At 53.5% G+C, this 15,228-nt stretch carries 16 protein-coding genes; 6 read left to right on the top strand and 10 right to left on the bottom strand.

The window, feature by feature from the left end; all coding sequences use genetic code 11:
* The first annotated feature begins 133 nt into the window (after positions 1-133).
* Positions 134-1,258 (top strand): HNH endonuclease, encoded by a 1,125-nt coding sequence (locus BVK86_RS11660; RefSeq protein WP_197678087.1) that lies wholly within the window; start codon positions 134-136, stop codon positions 1,256-1,258.
* 225 nt (positions 1,259-1,483) lie between these two features.
* Here the strand turns inward: BVK86_RS11660 and BVK86_RS11655 are convergent, their stop codons facing one another.
* On the bottom strand, positions 1,484-1,777 hold the full coding sequence (locus BVK86_RS11655; RefSeq protein WP_075946590.1) for a hypothetical protein: 294 nt from the start codon (positions 1,775-1,777) through the stop codon (positions 1,484-1,486).
* A gap of 612 nt (positions 1,778-2,389) precedes the next feature.
* Here BVK86_RS11655 and BVK86_RS11650 point away from each other — a divergent pair.
* Positions 2,390-2,701: a DUF3077 domain-containing protein gene (locus BVK86_RS11650; protein WP_075946589.1), complete on the top strand. Its 312-nt coding sequence runs from the start codon at positions 2,390-2,392 to the stop codon at positions 2,699-2,701.
* Between the two features lie 197 nt (positions 2,702-2,898).
* Here BVK86_RS11650 and BVK86_RS11645 read toward each other — a convergent pair whose 3' ends face one another.
* The 7 genes from BVK86_RS11645 to BVK86_RS11615 form a co-directional block, all read right to left on the bottom strand.
* Positions 2,899-3,645, bottom strand: coding sequence for a hypothetical protein (locus tag BVK86_RS11645; protein WP_075946588.1), 747 nt, complete (start codon positions 3,643-3,645; stop codon positions 2,899-2,901).
* A gap of 500 nt (positions 3,646-4,145) precedes the next feature.
* Positions 4,146-4,712 (bottom strand): hypothetical protein, encoded by a 567-nt coding sequence (locus BVK86_RS11640; protein ID WP_083659325.1) that lies wholly within the window; start codon positions 4,710-4,712, stop codon positions 4,146-4,148.
* Between the two features lie 325 nt (positions 4,713-5,037).
* The gene (locus tag BVK86_RS11635; RefSeq protein ID WP_075946587.1) at positions 5,038-5,409 is read right to left on the bottom strand and encodes a hypothetical protein; all 372 of its coding nucleotides are present in this window, start codon (positions 5,407-5,409) and stop codon (positions 5,038-5,040) included.
* A gap of 294 nt (positions 5,410-5,703) precedes the next feature.
* The gene (locus BVK86_RS11630) at positions 5,704-6,069 is read right to left on the bottom strand and encodes a hypothetical protein (RefSeq protein WP_092267198.1); all 366 of its coding nucleotides are present in this window, start codon (positions 6,067-6,069) and stop codon (positions 5,704-5,706) included.
* Positions 6,070-6,462: 393 nt separating this feature from the next.
* Entirely contained in the window at positions 6,463-6,852 is a 390-nt protein-coding gene (locus BVK86_RS11625; protein WP_075946585.1) for a hypothetical protein, read from the bottom strand.
* On the bottom strand, positions 6,852-7,826 hold the full coding sequence (locus BVK86_RS11620) for a hypothetical protein (protein WP_075946584.1): 975 nt from the start codon (positions 7,824-7,826) through the stop codon (positions 6,852-6,854). Before BVK86_RS11620 ends, BVK86_RS11625 begins: the two co-directional genes overlap by 1 nt.
* Positions 7,827-7,833: 7 nt before the next feature.
* A complete protein-coding gene (locus tag BVK86_RS11615) occupies positions 7,834-8,322 on the bottom strand; it encodes an Hcp family type VI secretion system effector (RefSeq protein ID WP_075946583.1) in 489 nt (162 codons plus the stop codon).
* Positions 8,323-9,101: 779 nt separating this feature from the next.
* Between BVK86_RS11615 and BVK86_RS11610 the strand changes: the two genes are divergently transcribed.
* From BVK86_RS11610 to BVK86_RS11595, 4 genes are read left to right on the top strand one after another with little or no spacing between them, the layout of a single operon-like run.
* Complete coding sequence (locus tag BVK86_RS11610; protein WP_075946582.1) at positions 9,102-9,578, top strand: formate dehydrogenase subunit gamma; 477 nt, start codon at positions 9,102-9,104, stop codon at positions 9,576-9,578.
* The gene (locus BVK86_RS11605; RefSeq protein WP_075946581.1) at positions 9,578-11,137 is read left to right on the top strand and encodes a formate dehydrogenase beta subunit; all 1,560 of its coding nucleotides are present in this window, start codon (positions 9,578-9,580) and stop codon (positions 11,135-11,137) included. The genes BVK86_RS11610 and BVK86_RS11605 overlap by 1 nt, the downstream gene beginning before the upstream one ends.
* Positions 11,134-14,016 (top strand): formate dehydrogenase subunit alpha, encoded by a 2,883-nt coding sequence (gene fdhF, locus BVK86_RS11600; protein WP_075946580.1) that lies wholly within the window; start codon positions 11,134-11,136, stop codon positions 14,014-14,016. Before BVK86_RS11605 ends, fdhF begins: the two co-directional genes overlap by 4 nt.
* On the top strand, positions 14,013-14,228 hold the full coding sequence (locus BVK86_RS11595; RefSeq protein WP_075946579.1) for a formate dehydrogenase subunit delta: 216 nt from the start codon (positions 14,013-14,015) through the stop codon (positions 14,226-14,228). The genes fdhF and BVK86_RS11595 overlap by 4 nt, the downstream gene beginning before the upstream one ends.
* 130 nt (positions 14,229-14,358) lie before the next feature.
* On the opposite strand, the gene BVK86_RS11590 is transcribed toward BVK86_RS11595, so the two are convergent.
* Together BVK86_RS11590 and BVK86_RS11585 are read right to left on the bottom strand one after the other, a co-directional pair.
* Positions 14,359-14,727 (bottom strand): PH domain-containing protein, encoded by a 369-nt coding sequence (locus BVK86_RS11590; RefSeq protein ID WP_075946578.1) that lies wholly within the window; start codon positions 14,725-14,727, stop codon positions 14,359-14,361.
* Between the two features lie 62 nt (positions 14,728-14,789).
* A complete protein-coding gene (locus tag BVK86_RS11585) occupies positions 14,790-15,131 on the bottom strand; it encodes a potassium channel family protein (protein WP_075946577.1) in 342 nt (113 codons plus the stop codon).
* Positions 15,132-15,228 lie beyond the last annotated feature (97 nt).

Below are 15,228 nucleotides of genomic sequence, written 5' to 3'. Positions count from 1 at the left end.
TATCTTCGCAGGAAATTGTAATTGTTTTTTTTCGCCTTACAGCCTCATTAGACTGAGGCTGTAGGAACGAGAAGACCTTATCACAACGCCCACAATGCAAGGGGTGAATCAGTGAGCATTACGGAGAAAAAAGTTGGCAGAAAACGAACAGCGATGCTTTTACTGTGGTTCACTAGCATCCACCAATACATCAAGCTTATCTCATTTTCGCCCTAAAAACTTAGGCGGAGGACTTGTCTTCAACAACCTGCTTACAATTTGTGCCAGTTGCAACCAAGTGGTGGGCCATCAGCCTAGAGAAGCCGAGTTTGTTAGGTTTCTTGCGGAATTGCTTGGACACCACAAGGCGTATAGTAACTTGAGGGTTGATACCGTATTGGGTAGGGAGACCAGATATCGAGCAGATATTCTGGTGGACCATAAGGGCGCGAAATATACGAAACGGTTACTGATTGAATGTAAGACATCGCTTGGAAGCGGATCGTTATTTATAGATAACGTAATCTCTCAGCTTGATAAATATCAAGCCGCTTATGGCGAATGCAGCAAGATCTTTGCCACTCCGGTTTCATTGGGCGAGTCTGATATCGAGAGATTAAGGGCTGCAAATATTGATATTTGGGATCTGAATTACATCACCAGAAACTTTGCTGCACAAATATGCTTGACATCTACGAGCTACTACAAAGCATTATTTTCAGCACTTAATGCTAGACCTAAAGGTTTAACTGAGGAACAAAGGCTAATTAAATCTCTAGAGTCCTGTGCACCAGGGCGAAAGGACTGCTATGTTTACCAAGATCTGGTGGGGGAAATTATTGAATTGCTTTTTACGCCACCGCTTGCCAAGCCTATACCAGAACTTTCGGATAAATCAGAAGCTAACCGCCGCGACCTCATTGTACCCAACTATACCGAAGAGGGATTTTGGAGTTTTATGCGGCAGAAGTATGAGGCTGATTATGTAGTGATTGATGCAAAAAATTACACTAGAAAAGTCAAGAAGCAAGATGTTCTCCAGCTAGCAAATTATCTAAAATCTCATGGAGCTGGCCTCTTTGGTTTAATTGTTTCTCGACAAGGCGGCGACAGCTCTGGATGTGAACATACCCTGCGAGAACAATGGCTCATTCATCGAAAGCTCATAATTATTTTGGATGATGAGGATATTAAAGCAATGCTAATGGCTAAATCAGACGGGAGACGCCCAGAAGAAATCTTGGCGGGAAAAATAGAACGTTTTAGATTGTCTATGTAGAAGGTATTGAAAGGACTGCGAAGGCGTGTGTAATCGCACCTAGCTCCGTAGACAGTTGTTAACGTCGAATCTTGGTTGTTTGCATACTATCACCAGCGACAGCTCCTGGCCGAGTGCAGTCTATCGCAAAGGGCTGCAATAGCACTATAGCGGCCGCTTTCATCTGTCGACTACGTGTTCGTCGGGGCTGGGTGGTCGTTACTGAGTATATCGGTATAAACGATGTTAGAAGTTGCTCAGCATCTGCACCGTAGCTTGTAGCAAGATAGATATTGCTGCAAAGAAAGCACCAGTAGCATTCCACTTTGACTGTGCCGAAAAAGTCGCTGACATATCCCATCCATCCAAGCTTACGGATGCGTAATTTGGTTTTTCTCCTCTCTTTCTGGCTTCTTTCTCACGGGACTTCATCGCTTTTTCATGGCTGACCTTAATCACACTTGCGCGCAGCCAGCTTGCTGCGGAAACCAGCCCGACGGCAATTGAGACAATGGTAAGATAGAAAGAACTGAGTTCCATTATCTCGTACTCCTAATGAGAGACATAAACGTTGGTAATGCAGGGCGGCAATTGATCTCGCCATGCGGGGTGTCAAAAGTACAGCCAGGAATCCCCACCCAATCCCGAATTTGACCAGTGGGATAAGGAGTTGTCTAGCTGCTAATGAAAAGAAAGCTATCGCCACCATCCATCCAACGGCTTGAAAAAAGGTGACGGACCACTCCTTTCACCTCAAGCAGTATGCGTGTGAGATTTCCCAGGTTGCAGGAAGGGGACCTGCACGCTACCCTCCCACCGTCGCTGCCAATTCAGCGACCGGGCTTGGTAACCCGAGGAAAATCACTGCGCAACAGCGCCATGCGTTCGCAGGCGCTTTTTTTCGCCTGCGATCTGCGTTATGGCGGCTGTGCGTGGGACGTCTTCGGACGTGCCGGTTTCCTTGATTTCCCGGTTTACCAACCTGCGCACAGCTGCCACCCATTTGCTTGGTAACGAATTGTGGCAGCTCTTCAAATTAAGGAGCTTTGCAATGCGCAGTATGGATCCGTACAAAATTTGGCTTTCCCCTCTACGCCATTCCCAATCGCGTAACCCCCTCCCCCATTGCCTCTCCAACCTCGGAGGTGGCCAATGACCGACCAAACTGAACTCAAAACCATTGGCCTGACGCCTGCGATTTACTGCGCGGATCAAGCGTTGTTTCACGTCACTCGCGGGGTTCCTCTTGGTGATGCGTTGTCCATGGCCTCCGACTTTCTGTTTCTGGCCAAGACGCTCACTGAAGATGCTGCTTATGCCAGAGACTCTGACCGTCACGCCTGGGCTGCGCATTATCTGACTTCGATGAGCAAGGCGTTGGTGGATGATGCGGTGAAGGTGCTGACGCGGGATCGGGCTTTTGTGCCGGTGTCCAAGCGGGCGGGGGCTAAGGCTGAGGGTTAGTGGTTGAGGCCTGTGGGGGTGGTTTGTGAGGGTGGTGGCTGATTCGGCATTTGGGGTGGCTGAGTGAGCGCTATCGCTGGCATGCCAGCTCCCACAGGGTATTGCGGTGGGCAGCGAGTTCTCAGTGCATTTTCGCCATTGTGGGTGGTTGGGCTGGCGTTATCGCCAGCCATCCTGCGCCAGAGAAAACCTGCGGGTTACTTCAGCGCTTTTACGACTCGAACGTCGATGGGAAAGCCATCCGCACTGGGCAATTTCTTCCACCCCACGTACTGAAAAATCCCTTCTTCATCAATAAAGTCGCCTCGCTCCACTTTTTCACCGCCCAGCACGGCGACGTGCTTGTAGACGCCGCAGCTGCCATCCGAACGATGGACGGTGTACACCACGTAGGGTTTGACGTAATGCGCGGCGCGGAAATGGCGGCCGCAGCCAAAGTCGACAGTGAGCATCAAGGTTTTCAGATTTGCTTCGCCATCCAGTTCGGCGTGCTGGTCGAGGTCACCGATTTCGCCGACGTCGGTGAAGCCCAGAGAGCGAGCACGTTTGTATTCCGGGGAGTTCAGGTGCTCGGTCTGGGCTTGGCGGAAATGCTGATCCATCGCCTCGTCGTTTTCAGCACTGCCCTTGGCCACTGTGTCTTTGGCTTGGGAGACGACGCTTTCACAACGGACGTAATCGGGGGAGCCGAGGCTTGGCTGCGCCAGGTTCTTGCGGTGTACCGTAATGGTCCGCAGAAAGCCCTGGATGTTGGGCAAGACATCCATGGCCATCTTGCGCCCGTTCTGTACATCGGTCACATCCCGCTGTAATTGCTGGCAATCGGAGAGGTAGGTTTTCCAGGCGTACTCCGGGGATTCTTCCCAGTCGGCGAACGCTGGGGTCATCACGACGGCGAAAGTGATTGCGCAGAACAGACGCGAGGCTGGAGCGACAGTGAGCATGTGTAGTCCATTACAGAGTTGAAGACAGTGGCGCGACGCTACTATTTTGCCAATTTGCTGTCCACTGGCAGCCCAAGGGGTAGGCCCCATTTTCTGCATGATGGGGGTTGGGGTTTGATGCAGAACATTACCAACTCTAATCAAACAGCCTATAGCGCAGTTCTTTGCCAAAGAAAATAGATACGAAATACAAAATAAACCCAGCCCACAGACTGACTTTCATTACGTCCCTAAATAGCTGTTTGCAAGAAGAACGATAGTGATTGACTACAGCACCAGATAACGTACCAACTGAGAGCAGAATCAACGACAGCGCTGGCGCAGGAAAAAATGGGGACAGATTTATTTTCAAGCAAATAAATCCGCCCCCTTTTTTCTCCCCTTTTTTCAGAAATTATTTTATTCGACGACCTTGCATACGACACGACAGAGATTAATAATCATTAGAGGATTTTATCCTCAGTCATTTCTAGCCAGAAGTCTATTTGCACCCACCCAACCTACTTAACACACTTCACAAAGACCCCAAACACAATAAAAGCAATACTTAATAGCCAGAACCCCCCCCACGAGATCACTAGCATCCTTTTTAAAGCTTTCGGAAATCGTTCGACTTCAGCAGCATTGACGATACCTCGCCTCACGGAAATCCCCGGCATAATCAAAACCATAGTGAGAACCCCACTACGCATAAACTTCCCAAAAATCCCCATATTAGAAAATGCGGCTTTGTTAACGCTCACAAAATGACTATTACACAAAAACGCTTCCGCTTTTTCGGTGTGAACTTGCACAACATAAATCAACCACACCATCAAAAGCAAAAGTGGACTCAGTATTATTAAAAATATCAAACCGATGTGAACGTCATTCATTGCTCTATTTTTCCATAGAGATAAGCCAGCTTGATCAAATGCTTTGAAATTAGCTTTTACAAAACCACTGTTTGACAGCAGTGCCTCTACTTTTTCCGTATAGGCATGAACCATATAAATTAGCCACACGAGGATAATTATCAGTGGCATACCAATGAAGAATCCTAGGAGCCCCAAAGAAACCGAACTCATTACATCAATTCTCTGTAAATAAACTCACCGAATTTTTCACCTGCTGCCCCCCGAGCTTTTCGCCTTCCTTACTTCCCACTACCCTTTCCTATTACGCTGCACACCAGTGCGCCGCCTCCTCCAGTAGTCAAACCCAATATCGCTATACATCCGAACGAAGCTGCGAGACCGCCAAGCGAGAAAGAGGGACAGATTTATTTCAAAGAAAGAAATCTACCCCCTTTTTTTGTCCGATTTTTTATCATTTATAACTTGCCGCTAATCCCCTACTAATGTGCTAATCCAAGCAACGCCAGCCCGAGGAAAATTGACTCAAAAACACACTTTAGGACCAAACGACATAAAGCGAATAAAGGAAAATCGCAAAAAAGAATACGCCACCAGTGATCCACGGCGCTAACAACTTCCTCTTGAGATCAAGCGGTAAATTCTCCAACTCATTCTCTTCAATAAGACCCCGTCTCTCGCAAAACTTAGGAATCAAAAACATTAAAGCAATTGAACAATTTCTAATAACTGTGCCTAGTAATCCTAAGCCTGACAAACCTTCTCGATTAATCGCAACAAACTTACTTTTACTAAGATATTTTTCAATTAACCCGGTATATAGGTAAGAGAACATAAATATCCAGCATAACGTAAAAAATAAGCATATCATTGCAACTAACGCAGTGTAGGCCAATACAACCTCAGCCATAGTAAAGCGCCCTCATATAATATTTCACCAATTCGCTCTCCAGCGATACCACCAACTTCCCCCCGGCCCATCCACCTAACCCGCCCCCAATAATTGCACAAGCTAAGAAAAAAAGGGGACGGATTTATTTTCAAGCAAATAAATCCGTCCCCTTTTTTTTCGCTTTTTTTCGCTCAGTCATTTCTAGCCAATAGTATATTTGAACCAACCCAACTTACTTAACACAATTCACAAAGCCCCCTCCAAACACAATAAAGCCAACCCAAGTAAACCTTATCCAATTATTCCTTAGAATCAAAGAACAAAAAAACGGTAGATAGAAGCCGCAAATAATGTGAATCCGCTAATCATCCATGGCACCAACAATTTTCGTTTCAGGTGAATGGGTAGATTCAACAACTCATCCTTTTCTATAAGTCCACGCTTTTCACAGATTCGAGGAATCAGAAACATCAGTGCCATTGCACAGTTTCTGATGAGCAGCCCCACCAAACCTGCATGGAAAAGCACCTTGCGATTACTCGCTACAAATTTACTTTTATCCAGGTAACTTTCTAACAGCTCAGTAAAACGATACGAAGACAAAATAATCCAGAACGTTGATACAACCCCAAGGAAAAATATCGATATCACGACAATCGCCAGCACAACATTATTCATTATGGCAAGATTTCATAAATAACTTCTCACTACCTTTCCAAACTTTTCACTGCACTCACCCACAACCCAACCACCTAAATTTGCTCCAATTCGTCATGAAGCTAGCGTCTCTGGACTTACGCTAACGGCAAATAATGCTTAGACCATCCTGCCTCTGTAACAGCTCAACCGAATCCACCCACGCCTCGAAGGCCTATACGCTCGGACTAATACCCACCCAGCGACTTTTTATAAAACATATCTGACCATCTTGAGTACGACACAGCAGGAATTTATAAAAAATCATGCCAATCACCCCTCTTAATTAATTCACCTCACAAAGCCCCCCCCCAAACACAATAAAAGCAAACAGCAAACAACTTTACTTTCACTCACCAAATATCGTAACAACACCTATACACCAGCCGACTTATCAACATACTCAATGTAAAACCCTAGAACCATAAGAGCACTCGTAAACAGGAAACACAACCCCCATGAAACAACCAAAATTCGCTTTATTCTTCTTGGAAATTCTTTGACCTCACTCAGATTAACAAGCCCCCTTTTCGCCAAAAGATCTGGATTTATCAACACCAAAGTAATGAAGCCATTGCGCATAGCTTTCCCCAATAAGCCAGCTTGATCAAATGCTTTGAAATTAGCTTTTACAAAACCACTGTTTGACAGCAGTGCCTCTGCTTTTTCCGTATAGACATGAACCATATAAATTAGCCACACGAGGATAATTATCAGTGGCATACCAATGAAAAATCCTAGGAGTCCCAAAGAAACCGAACTCATTACATCAATTCTCCGTAAATAAACTCACCGAATTTTTCACCTGCTGCACTCCCGAGCTTTTCGCCTTCCTTACTTCCCACTACCCCTCCTATTACGCTGCACACCAGTGCGCCGCCGCCTCCAGTAGTCAAACCCAATATCGCTATACATCCGTACGAAGCTGCGAGACCGCCAAGTAATCCCCCACCGCTGCCACCAGCTAAACTAAGAACCAGAGAAGAACCCTCAACATACTTCGCCTTCGTACACTCATCCTCCCGCCCCAACGTACATGCCTGCTTAATCTTCAGCCCGGCGGAGGCAAAACTCAGGGCAGTGCCGATATAAACTCCTCGCTTGATCAACTTCGCCGCCCTGGCCACGCCACTGACCTTCTGCGCATAGCCGGCAATCTCGCCAGTACTCATGTACCTTTTGGTCGAAATTCCCAACATTCGTTTGATCGAACCTTGGGAACGCAATCCCGAGCCGTAAGAGGCAACATTGTCCAGCTGTTTCTCCAACTTGATGAATAACCTGGCGCGTTCGCTGTAGAACCTGTCTCTGGCTGTAATAGATCCGCTGCGCAGATAGTTCTCATGGGCCTGTTCGATCTCCTCTAGCGTTGCCTTGATCGCGGCCATGTATTTGCTCCACCCATCACTGACAGCCCCGGCGCCGATAGCGCCATAGTCGAGTACCTCCTGCAGCAGTTCGAAGTTGTCGAGAAAGAAGTCGTCGGCGTCGACCTGATTAGTCAGCAGGGCGATGTGAATATCCCTGGCTTTGCTCATCAAGTACGCCTCTTGATGGGTACTGGATGAGGTCGTCACATCACCGATGATCACTAATTCACCCGCCAACACCGCAGTATTGGCGATATGGCTGTTGAGTGCATCAAACTTGCTTCTTGCAATGCCGGTCAGTCGCAGTTCGGCCTTGAGGGATTCGAAAGACTGGGTTCGTGAGTTGATAAACGCTAGAGGCTCTGTCATCTACGCCTCACGAATATCTTTTATTACTAATGCGATCCCAGCCACCCGCGATGTTGCCGCCGCCTGCACCATCGCTGCGTTTTTGCTGGGTGTACACGGTTTTAATGCGGCCGTAATTCAGTTGCACGATTTCAACGGGAATGCCGACTGCGGCATTTTGCGTGTAATCGGCGATGATGACTTCCTCTAGCACAATCTCGTAGTACTTGAGCTTGTCGGTACCCGCCCGACTAAGCACCAAGGTGACCTCTTTCAGGTGCTCACCGGCGCAACTGGCTTCCATCAGTTTGCAGCTGGATTTGTCCAGCGTTTTGGTAAACGTGAAATGGCTCAGGGTTGTCCGGCCGGCGGTAGCGCCACCGGCAGAGCTGGCGGTGGCTGAGGTGCTTTGATAAGTGCTAAAGCTGTAGCCACTCACTTCGATCCAGTTACGGTATTTTTCGTCCAGCGCTTCGCCCGGAATACCTTCAATCTTGATAAAAGCGTCAAACGCCATAAAACCGCTCCTTGGCAGTGGGTTGTTTGTCTTTTTAAAGGAGCAGGAAATCTACGCCATTCGGGATCAGCGTTGACTCATTCAGACATCGCCAAAAAACAGAATCAGATGTTTCCGACTCTGTTTTGGCAGTTGGATGTAGGACGTTTCCACTCACTAACCATTGGAGTGGGTTTGGGGGACAGTTTCAGTATGGGTGGTGGCTGGTCTGACGCCTTCGCGAGCAGGCTCGCTCCCACAGGGAATACCTCATCGCATCTGCTCCGTAGAATGCCCACGGTTTTGTTGTTTCTTCACTCCGACTGAGCAGGTATCGCCAGGTAACTGATTCAGCATTGATGGTGGCTGGGCTGGTGCATTCGCGAGCAGGCTCGCACACAGGGAATGCCTCATCGCATCTGCTCCGTAGAATGCCCATGGTTCTGATGCTTCTTCTCACCTGTAATGCTTGCTATACATCCCTCTCGACACGCCCTCCGGGCATTTGGCCAGTGAATGAACGCCCCACGCGGCACTCATCTAGACTGAATGGATAGTCGTAGGCAGAACCGAACACGTCGTTTTGGTGCAGTTCGATCAATAGCGGCGTGGCAAGCTGCCCTTTATGCCCGGTAGAGGCGCGGCGAAGACTGCGTCGGGCACAACAAGATGCCCGCCAAGGGTGCCCTGGCCATCGGCCTGACAATGCCACGATACCGTGACGTGGTGTGAATGCCGCAGCCGACACTTTCGGACGACCGACGACCTTCTGGTTTGTCCGTGACCGTGAGGATTGCTGAATGCCTGATGAGAGTTTGCACCTGTCTGTGGTCAACAGCCTGCTGGAGCGCCACAAAGGCTCTGCGGGTGCGCTGTTGCCCATTCTTCATGATATTCAGGAACGCATCGGGTACATCCCCGATACTGCCGTCCCCGAGATTGCCCACGCGCTGAACCAGAGTCAGGCCGAGGTGCGCGGGGTGATCAGTTTTTACCATGACTTCCGTACCGCCCCGCCCGCTCGGCACATTCTGCGTTTGTGCCGGGCCGAGTCGTGCAAGAGCCGTGGTGCCGAGGAGCTCGCTGCGCAGTTGCGCGAGCGTCTGCAACTGGACGATCACGGCAGCAGCGCCGATGGCAGCATCAGTTTGCGGCCGGTGTATTGCCTGGGGGCCTGTGCCTGTTCGCCGGCGTTGGAACTGGATGGGCAGGTGCATGCGCGGCTCAGTGCCGAGCGGCTGGATGCGTTGCTTGATGCTTGCCGGGAGGACGCGTGATGCCAGCTTTCTATGTGTCTGGTGATTCGGTCGCCCGTGCCGTGGGTGCAGAAGAAGTTGTGGTAGCCCTTATCACCCATGCCCGGGGACGCGTTGTGCCGCTGGAGATAAAACGCACCAGCTCGCGGGGCCTTTACTGGCTGGAACCACTGCTGGAAGTGGACACGCCGCAAGGCCGTTTCGGCTTCGGTCCGCTGACAGATGCTGATGTGCCGTCTGTGCTCGAAGCGCTCAAAGGCGACCCGTCTTCTCATCCACTGGCCTTGGGCCTGGTGGAAGAGTTGCCCTATCTGAAAACTCAGCAGCGCCTGTTGTTCGCCCGCGCTGGCATCACCCAGCCACTGCACATCGACGATTACCGGGATCATGGCGGTTTCGAGGGTTTGAAAAGAGCCATCGCAATCGGTGGCGAACAGACTGCGACTGAGGTGTTCGATTCGGGCCTGCGTGGCCGTGGCGGCGCGGCCTTCCCCGCCGGGATCAAATGGCGCACGGTGCGCGCGACCGAAGCGGCGCAGAAGTACATCGTGTGCAACGCCGACGAAGGCGACTCCGGCACTTTCGCCGACCGCATGTTGATGGAGGGCGACCCTTTCCTGCTGATCGAAGGTATGGCCATCGCGGGCATTACCGTCGGCGCCACCTACGGCTACATTTATGTGCGCTCGGAGTATCCGGATGCCGTGGCCATCCTGCGCAACGCGCTAGAGATTGCCCGGTCGAACGGTTACCTCGGCGCCAACGTCGGCGGCAGCGGCCTGGCCTTCGATATGGACGTGCGGGTCGGTGCCGGTGCGTACATCTGCGGTGAGGAAACCGCGTTGCTGGATTCGCTGGAAGGCAAACGCGGGGTGGTCCGCGCCAAGCCGCCGATTCCTGCCTTGAAGGGCCTGTTTGGCCAGCCGACGCTGGTGCACAACGTGCTGACCCTGGCCTCGGTGCCGTTGATTCTGGCCAAGGGCGCGCAGTTCTATCGTGACTACGGCATGGGCCGTTCCCTGGGCACCATGCCTTTCCAGTTGGCGGGCAACATTCGTCACGGCGGTCTGGTGGAACGGGCCTTTGGCCTGACCCTGCGGGAACTGGTGGAAGACTACGGCGGCGGGACCGCCAGTGGCCGGCCGCTGAAGGCCGCGCAAGTGGGTGGCCCGCTCGGCGCCTGGGTACCGCCGTCGCAATTCGACACGCCACTGGATTACGAGGCTTTCGCCGGTATCGGCGCCATGCTGGGGCACGGTGGTGTGGTGGTGGCGGACGACACACTGGACATGGCTCAGATGGCGCGCTTCGCCTTGCAGTTCTGCGCCGAGGAATCCTGTGGCAAGTGCACACCGTGCCGCATCGGTTCGACTCGCGGCGTCGAGGTGATCGACCGAATGCTGGCCGCGCCGGACCAGGGTGGTCGCGATGAACAGGCGATCATCCTCAAGGACCTGTGCGACACGATGCAATACGGTTCGCTGTGCGCGCTGGGCGGCATGGCCCCCTTCCCGGTGGTCAGCGCCCTCAAGTACTTCCCTGCCGACTTCGGTCTGCAAGCCTCGGAGGCCGAGCAATGATTACTCTCTTCGACCCGAAAACCGATATCGATCTGGGCACCCCGGCCCGCGACAGCGACGTGCAAGTTACCTTGAACATCGACGGCCGCAGCATCAGCGTGCCCGAAGGCACTTCGGTGATGCGCGCCGCCGCGCTGCTGGGTACCACCATTCCCAAACTCTGCGCCACCGACAGCCTGGAAGCCTTCGGCTCCTGCCGCATGTGCCTGGTGGAGATCGACGGCATGCGTGGTTATCCCGCGTCTTGCACCACGCCGGTCACCGAAGGCATGACCGTGCACACCCAGACGCCGAAGCTCGCGACCCTGCGGCGCAATGTCATGGAGTTGTACATTTCCGATCACCCGTTGGACTGCCTGACCTGTTCGGCCAACGGCAACTGCGAGCTGCAAACCGTGGCCGGCCAGGTCGGCCTGCGGGAAGTGCGTTATGGCTATGAAGGCGACAACCATCTGGCCGATGTGAAGGACACGTCCAACCCGTATTTCGACTACGACCCAAGCAAGTGCATCGTCTGCAACCGTTGCGTACGTGCCTGCGAAGAAACCCAGGGCACTTTTGCCCTGACCATTACCGGGCGCGGGTTTGAATCCCGGGTGGCCGCTGCCGGTGGGGATGACTTCCTCGATTCGGAATGCGTGTCCTGCGGCGCCTGTGTGCAGGCCTGCCCCACCGCGACCCTGATGGAAAAAAGCGTGGTCGAACTGGGCCAGCCCGAGCGCAGCGTGATCACCACCTGTGCCTATTGCGGCGTGGGCTGCTCGTTCCGTGCCGAGATGAAAGGCGACCAACTGGTGCGCATGGTGCCGGACAAGAACGGCCAGGCCAACCACGGCCACTCTTGCGTCAAAGGCCGCTTTGCCTGGGGCTACGCCACGCACCCGGATCGCATTACCAAGCCGATGATCCGCAAACACATTCACGACCCGTGGCAGGAAGTCAGCTGGGATGAAGCGCTGACCTACGCCGCCAGCGAATTCCGTCGGTTGCAGCAGAAGTATGGCCGCGATTCGATTGGCGGGATCACTTCCAGCCGCTGCACCAACGAGGAAACCTATCTGGTGCAAAAACTGGTGCGTGCGGCGTTCGGCAACAACAACGTCGACACCTGTGCGCGGGTTTGCCACTCGCCGACGGGTTATGGTTTGAAGCAGACGTTGGGCGAATCCGCCGGCACTCAGAGTTTCGATTCGGTGATGCAGGCCGATGTGATTCTGGTGATGGGCGCCAACCCCAGCGATGCGCACCCGGTGTTTGCCTCTCAGCTCAAGCGCCGCTTGCGTGAAGGGGCGCGGCTGATTGTGATCGATCCGCGACGCATTGATCTGGTGGATTCGGTGCACGCCCGCGCTGAATATCACCTGGCCCTGCGCCCCGGTACCAACGTCGCCATGCTCAATGCTTTGGCCCATGTGATCGTCACCGAAGGCTTGCTCAATCAGGCCTTTATCGACGCCCGTTGCGAGGGCAGTGATTTCGCCAATTGGCGCGCGTTCGTCAGCCGGCCGGAAAATTCGCCAGAAGTGCTGGGCGCGATCTGCGGTGTGCCCGCTGCCGACATCCGTGCCGCTGCGCGTTTGTATGCCACTGGCGGTAATGCGGCGATTTATTACGGGCTCGGGGTGACTGAGCACAGTCAGGGCAGCACCGCCGTCATGGGCATTGCCAACCTGGCCATGGCCACCGGCAACATCGGCCGTGAGGGCGTGGGCGTGAACCCGCTGCGGGGGCAGAACAACGTTCAGGGCTCCTGTGACATGGGCTCCTTCCCCCATGAATTACCCGGCTACCGGCATATTTCCAACCAAGCGGTACGGACTCAATTTGAACAGGCGTGGAACGTCACCCTGCAATCCGAGCCGGGCCTGCGCATTCCCAACATGTTCGAAGCGGCGTTGGGCGGCAGTTTCAAAGGCCTGTATTGCCAGGGTGAGGACATCGCCCAGAGCGATCCGAATACCCAGCACGTCACCGCGGCCCTGTCGGCCATGGAATGCATCGTGGTGCAGGATATTTTCCTCAACGAAACCGCCAAGTTCGCCCATGTGTTTTTGCCGGGCAGCTCGTTCCTCGAAAAAGACGGCACCTTCACCAACGCCGAGCGACGCATCTCGCGGGTGCGCAAGGTGATGGAACCACTGGGTGGCAAGGCCGACTGGGAAGGCACGGTGGCGCTGGCCAATGCTCTGGGCTATCCGATGCACTACAAGCATCCGTCAGAAATCATGGATGAAATCGCCAGCCTGACGCCGACGTTCACCAACGTCAGTTACGCCGAACTGGAGCGTCACGGCAGCCTGCAATGGCCGTGCAACGCGGCGGCGCCGGACGGCACGCCGACCATGCACATCGAGGAGTTCGTGCGCGGTAAGGGGCGTTTCATGCTCACCGGGTATGTGCCTACCGAGGAGAAGGTCAACAGTCGTTATCCGCTGTTGCTGACCACTGGGCGCATCCTCAGTCAGTACAACGTGGGGGCGCAGACACGGCGCACCGAGAACGTTGCCTGGCATGATGAAGACCGGCTGGAAATCCATCCGACCGACGCCGAAAGCCGTGGCATCAATGAAGGTGATTGGGTCGGCATCGGCAGCCGCGCCGGACAGACTGTGCTGCGGGCGCGGATTACCGAACGGGTCGCGCCGGGCGTGGTGTACACCACGTTCCACTTCCCGGAATCGGGGGCCAACGTGATCACCACCGACAACTCCGACTGGGCGACCAACTGTCCGGAGTACAAGGTCACGGCCGTGGAAGTCAGCCGCGTGTATCACCCTTCGGAATGGCAGAAGCGCTTCCAGGCGTTCAGCGACGAACAGGACCGTTTGCTCAAGGATCGCCGCCACGCCCGTGGCGATAAAGCGGAGGTGCGCCGATGAGCATGGACAACCTGATCAAGATGGCCAACCAGATCGCCCAATTCTTCGCCACCCAACCGGACCAGGAACAGGCGGTGCTCAGCGTGCGCAATCACCTGCAGATGTTCTGGGCGCCGAGCATGCGCAAGGAATTGCTGGCGTGGCAGGTGGAGCATAAAGGGGCGGATTTGCATCCGTTGGTGCAGGCGGCGGTGAGTGGGGCGGGTTGGTAGCGACAAAAAAACCACAACTGTAGGAGCCGGCTTGCTGGCGATGGCGGTTTGTCAGGCGATATCTGTGTTGGCCTTGTGTCCGCTATCGCCAGCAAGCCGGCTCCTACAGGTTGGGTGTGTCCTGCTCAGTTCAGAGCAAGTGTTGGGAGATCAGTTTGGAAACTTCGACCATCGAGGTCTTGCCGGTGAATTCGAATTTCACTTTGCCCAGCGATGAAAAGTAGATTTCCAGCTCGGAATCCAGATCGAACGTGCCCGAGGTTTCCACCGAGTACGCCACGATGTTTTTGTACGGCAACGAGGTGAAGTCTTTCTTGCTGCCCGTGAGGCCCTGCACGTTGACGGCGATGATGCGTTTGTTGGTGAACACCACGCCGTCGCGCATGGATTTATAGGAGTCGATGACGTGCTCGCCATCCAGCAACAGGGCGGTCACGCGTTCGGCGTATTCGTCGTTTTGCTTGAGCTTGAAGAAGCCTTTGTTGTTGAAGTCGATCATGGGTCATTCCCTATGGGGTCAAAACCCGCATCTAACCACGACTTCGTGGCATTCGGCCTGCTTTACTTGTCTGCGCCTGTTACCCGCACGGCAGTCTCGATCGCCCGCACGCTGATCGCCGCAAAAATTGCAGTCAACAGCACGCCGTTGAACCCGAGCAATATTGCCAGCAGCCGCGACAGCGCCAGCTTCGGCACGAGTTCGCCATAGCCGATGGTCAGGCCGGTCACGAAGCCGAAGTAAATGCCATCGAACGGGGCCCAGCCTTCCAGGTAGCTGATGATCAGGCCGAACGCGACGATGACCACCAGCATGGTGGAGAGGATCGGCCAGACGATTCGAAGGTAATAACCAACGGCTTTGTAAAACTCTCGACGGATGTGCGACGTATGGACGAGTTTCATGTCATGGGCTTCCTGTGGGCGGCAGGCGAATGGGCATCCCAACAGCTTGGCACAGGAATGGGACAACGATGGCCGGACCAACGGACCGTGGCATCGG

It is taken from the genome of Pseudomonas reinekei, from assembly GCF_001945365.1.
GTDB lineage: Bacteria > Pseudomonadota > Gammaproteobacteria > Pseudomonadales > Pseudomonadaceae > Aquipseudomonas > Aquipseudomonas reinekei.
This window is presented reverse-complemented; position numbering and strand designations above follow the sequence as displayed.

Excerpts from the sequence above, each read along its gene's own strand:
- BVK86_RS11655 (WP_075946590.1), bottom strand. The coding sequence starts at position 1,777 with ATGGAACTCAGTTCTTTCTATCTTACCATTGTCTCAATTGCCGTCGGG.
- BVK86_RS11650 (WP_075946589.1), top strand. The coding sequence starts at position 2,390 with ATGACCGACCAAACTGAACTCAAAACCATTGGCCTGACGCCTGCGATT.
- BVK86_RS11645 (WP_075946588.1), bottom strand. The coding sequence starts at position 3,645 with ATGCTCACTGTCGCTCCAGCCTCGCGTCTGTTCTGCGCAATCACTTTC.
- BVK86_RS11640 (WP_083659325.1), bottom strand. The coding sequence starts at position 4,712 with ATGAGTTCGGTTTCTTTGGGGCTCCTAGGATTCTTCATTGGTATGCCA.
- BVK86_RS11635 (WP_075946587.1), bottom strand. The coding sequence starts at position 5,409 with ATGGCTGAGGTTGTATTGGCCTACACTGCGTTAGTTGCAATGATATGC.
- BVK86_RS11630 (WP_092267198.1), bottom strand. The coding sequence starts at position 6,069 with ATGAATAATGTTGTGCTGGCGATTGTCGTGATATCGATATTTTTCCTT.
- BVK86_RS11625 (WP_075946585.1), bottom strand. The coding sequence starts at position 6,852 with ATGAGTTCGGTTTCTTTGGGACTCCTAGGATTTTTCATTGGTATGCCA.
- BVK86_RS11620 (WP_075946584.1), bottom strand. The coding sequence starts at position 7,826 with ATGACAGAGCCTCTAGCGTTTATCAACTCACGAACCCAGTCTTTCGAA.
- BVK86_RS11615 (WP_075946583.1), bottom strand. The coding sequence starts at position 8,322 with ATGGCGTTTGACGCTTTTATCAAGATTGAAGGTATTCCGGGCGAAGCG.
- BVK86_RS11610 (WP_075946582.1), top strand. The coding sequence starts at position 9,102 with ATGCCTGATGAGAGTTTGCACCTGTCTGTGGTCAACAGCCTGCTGGAG.
- BVK86_RS11605 (WP_075946581.1), top strand. The coding sequence starts at position 9,578 with ATGCCAGCTTTCTATGTGTCTGGTGATTCGGTCGCCCGTGCCGTGGGT.
- fdhF (WP_075946580.1), top strand. The coding sequence starts at position 11,134 with ATGATTACTCTCTTCGACCCGAAAACCGATATCGATCTGGGCACCCCG.
- BVK86_RS11595 (WP_075946579.1), top strand. The coding sequence starts at position 14,013 with ATGAGCATGGACAACCTGATCAAGATGGCCAACCAGATCGCCCAATTC.
- BVK86_RS11590 (WP_075946578.1), bottom strand. The coding sequence starts at position 14,727 with ATGATCGACTTCAACAACAAAGGCTTCTTCAAGCTCAAGCAAAACGAC.
- BVK86_RS11585 (WP_075946577.1), bottom strand. The coding sequence starts at position 15,131 with ATGAAACTCGTCCATACGTCGCACATCCGTCGAGAGTTTTACAAAGCC.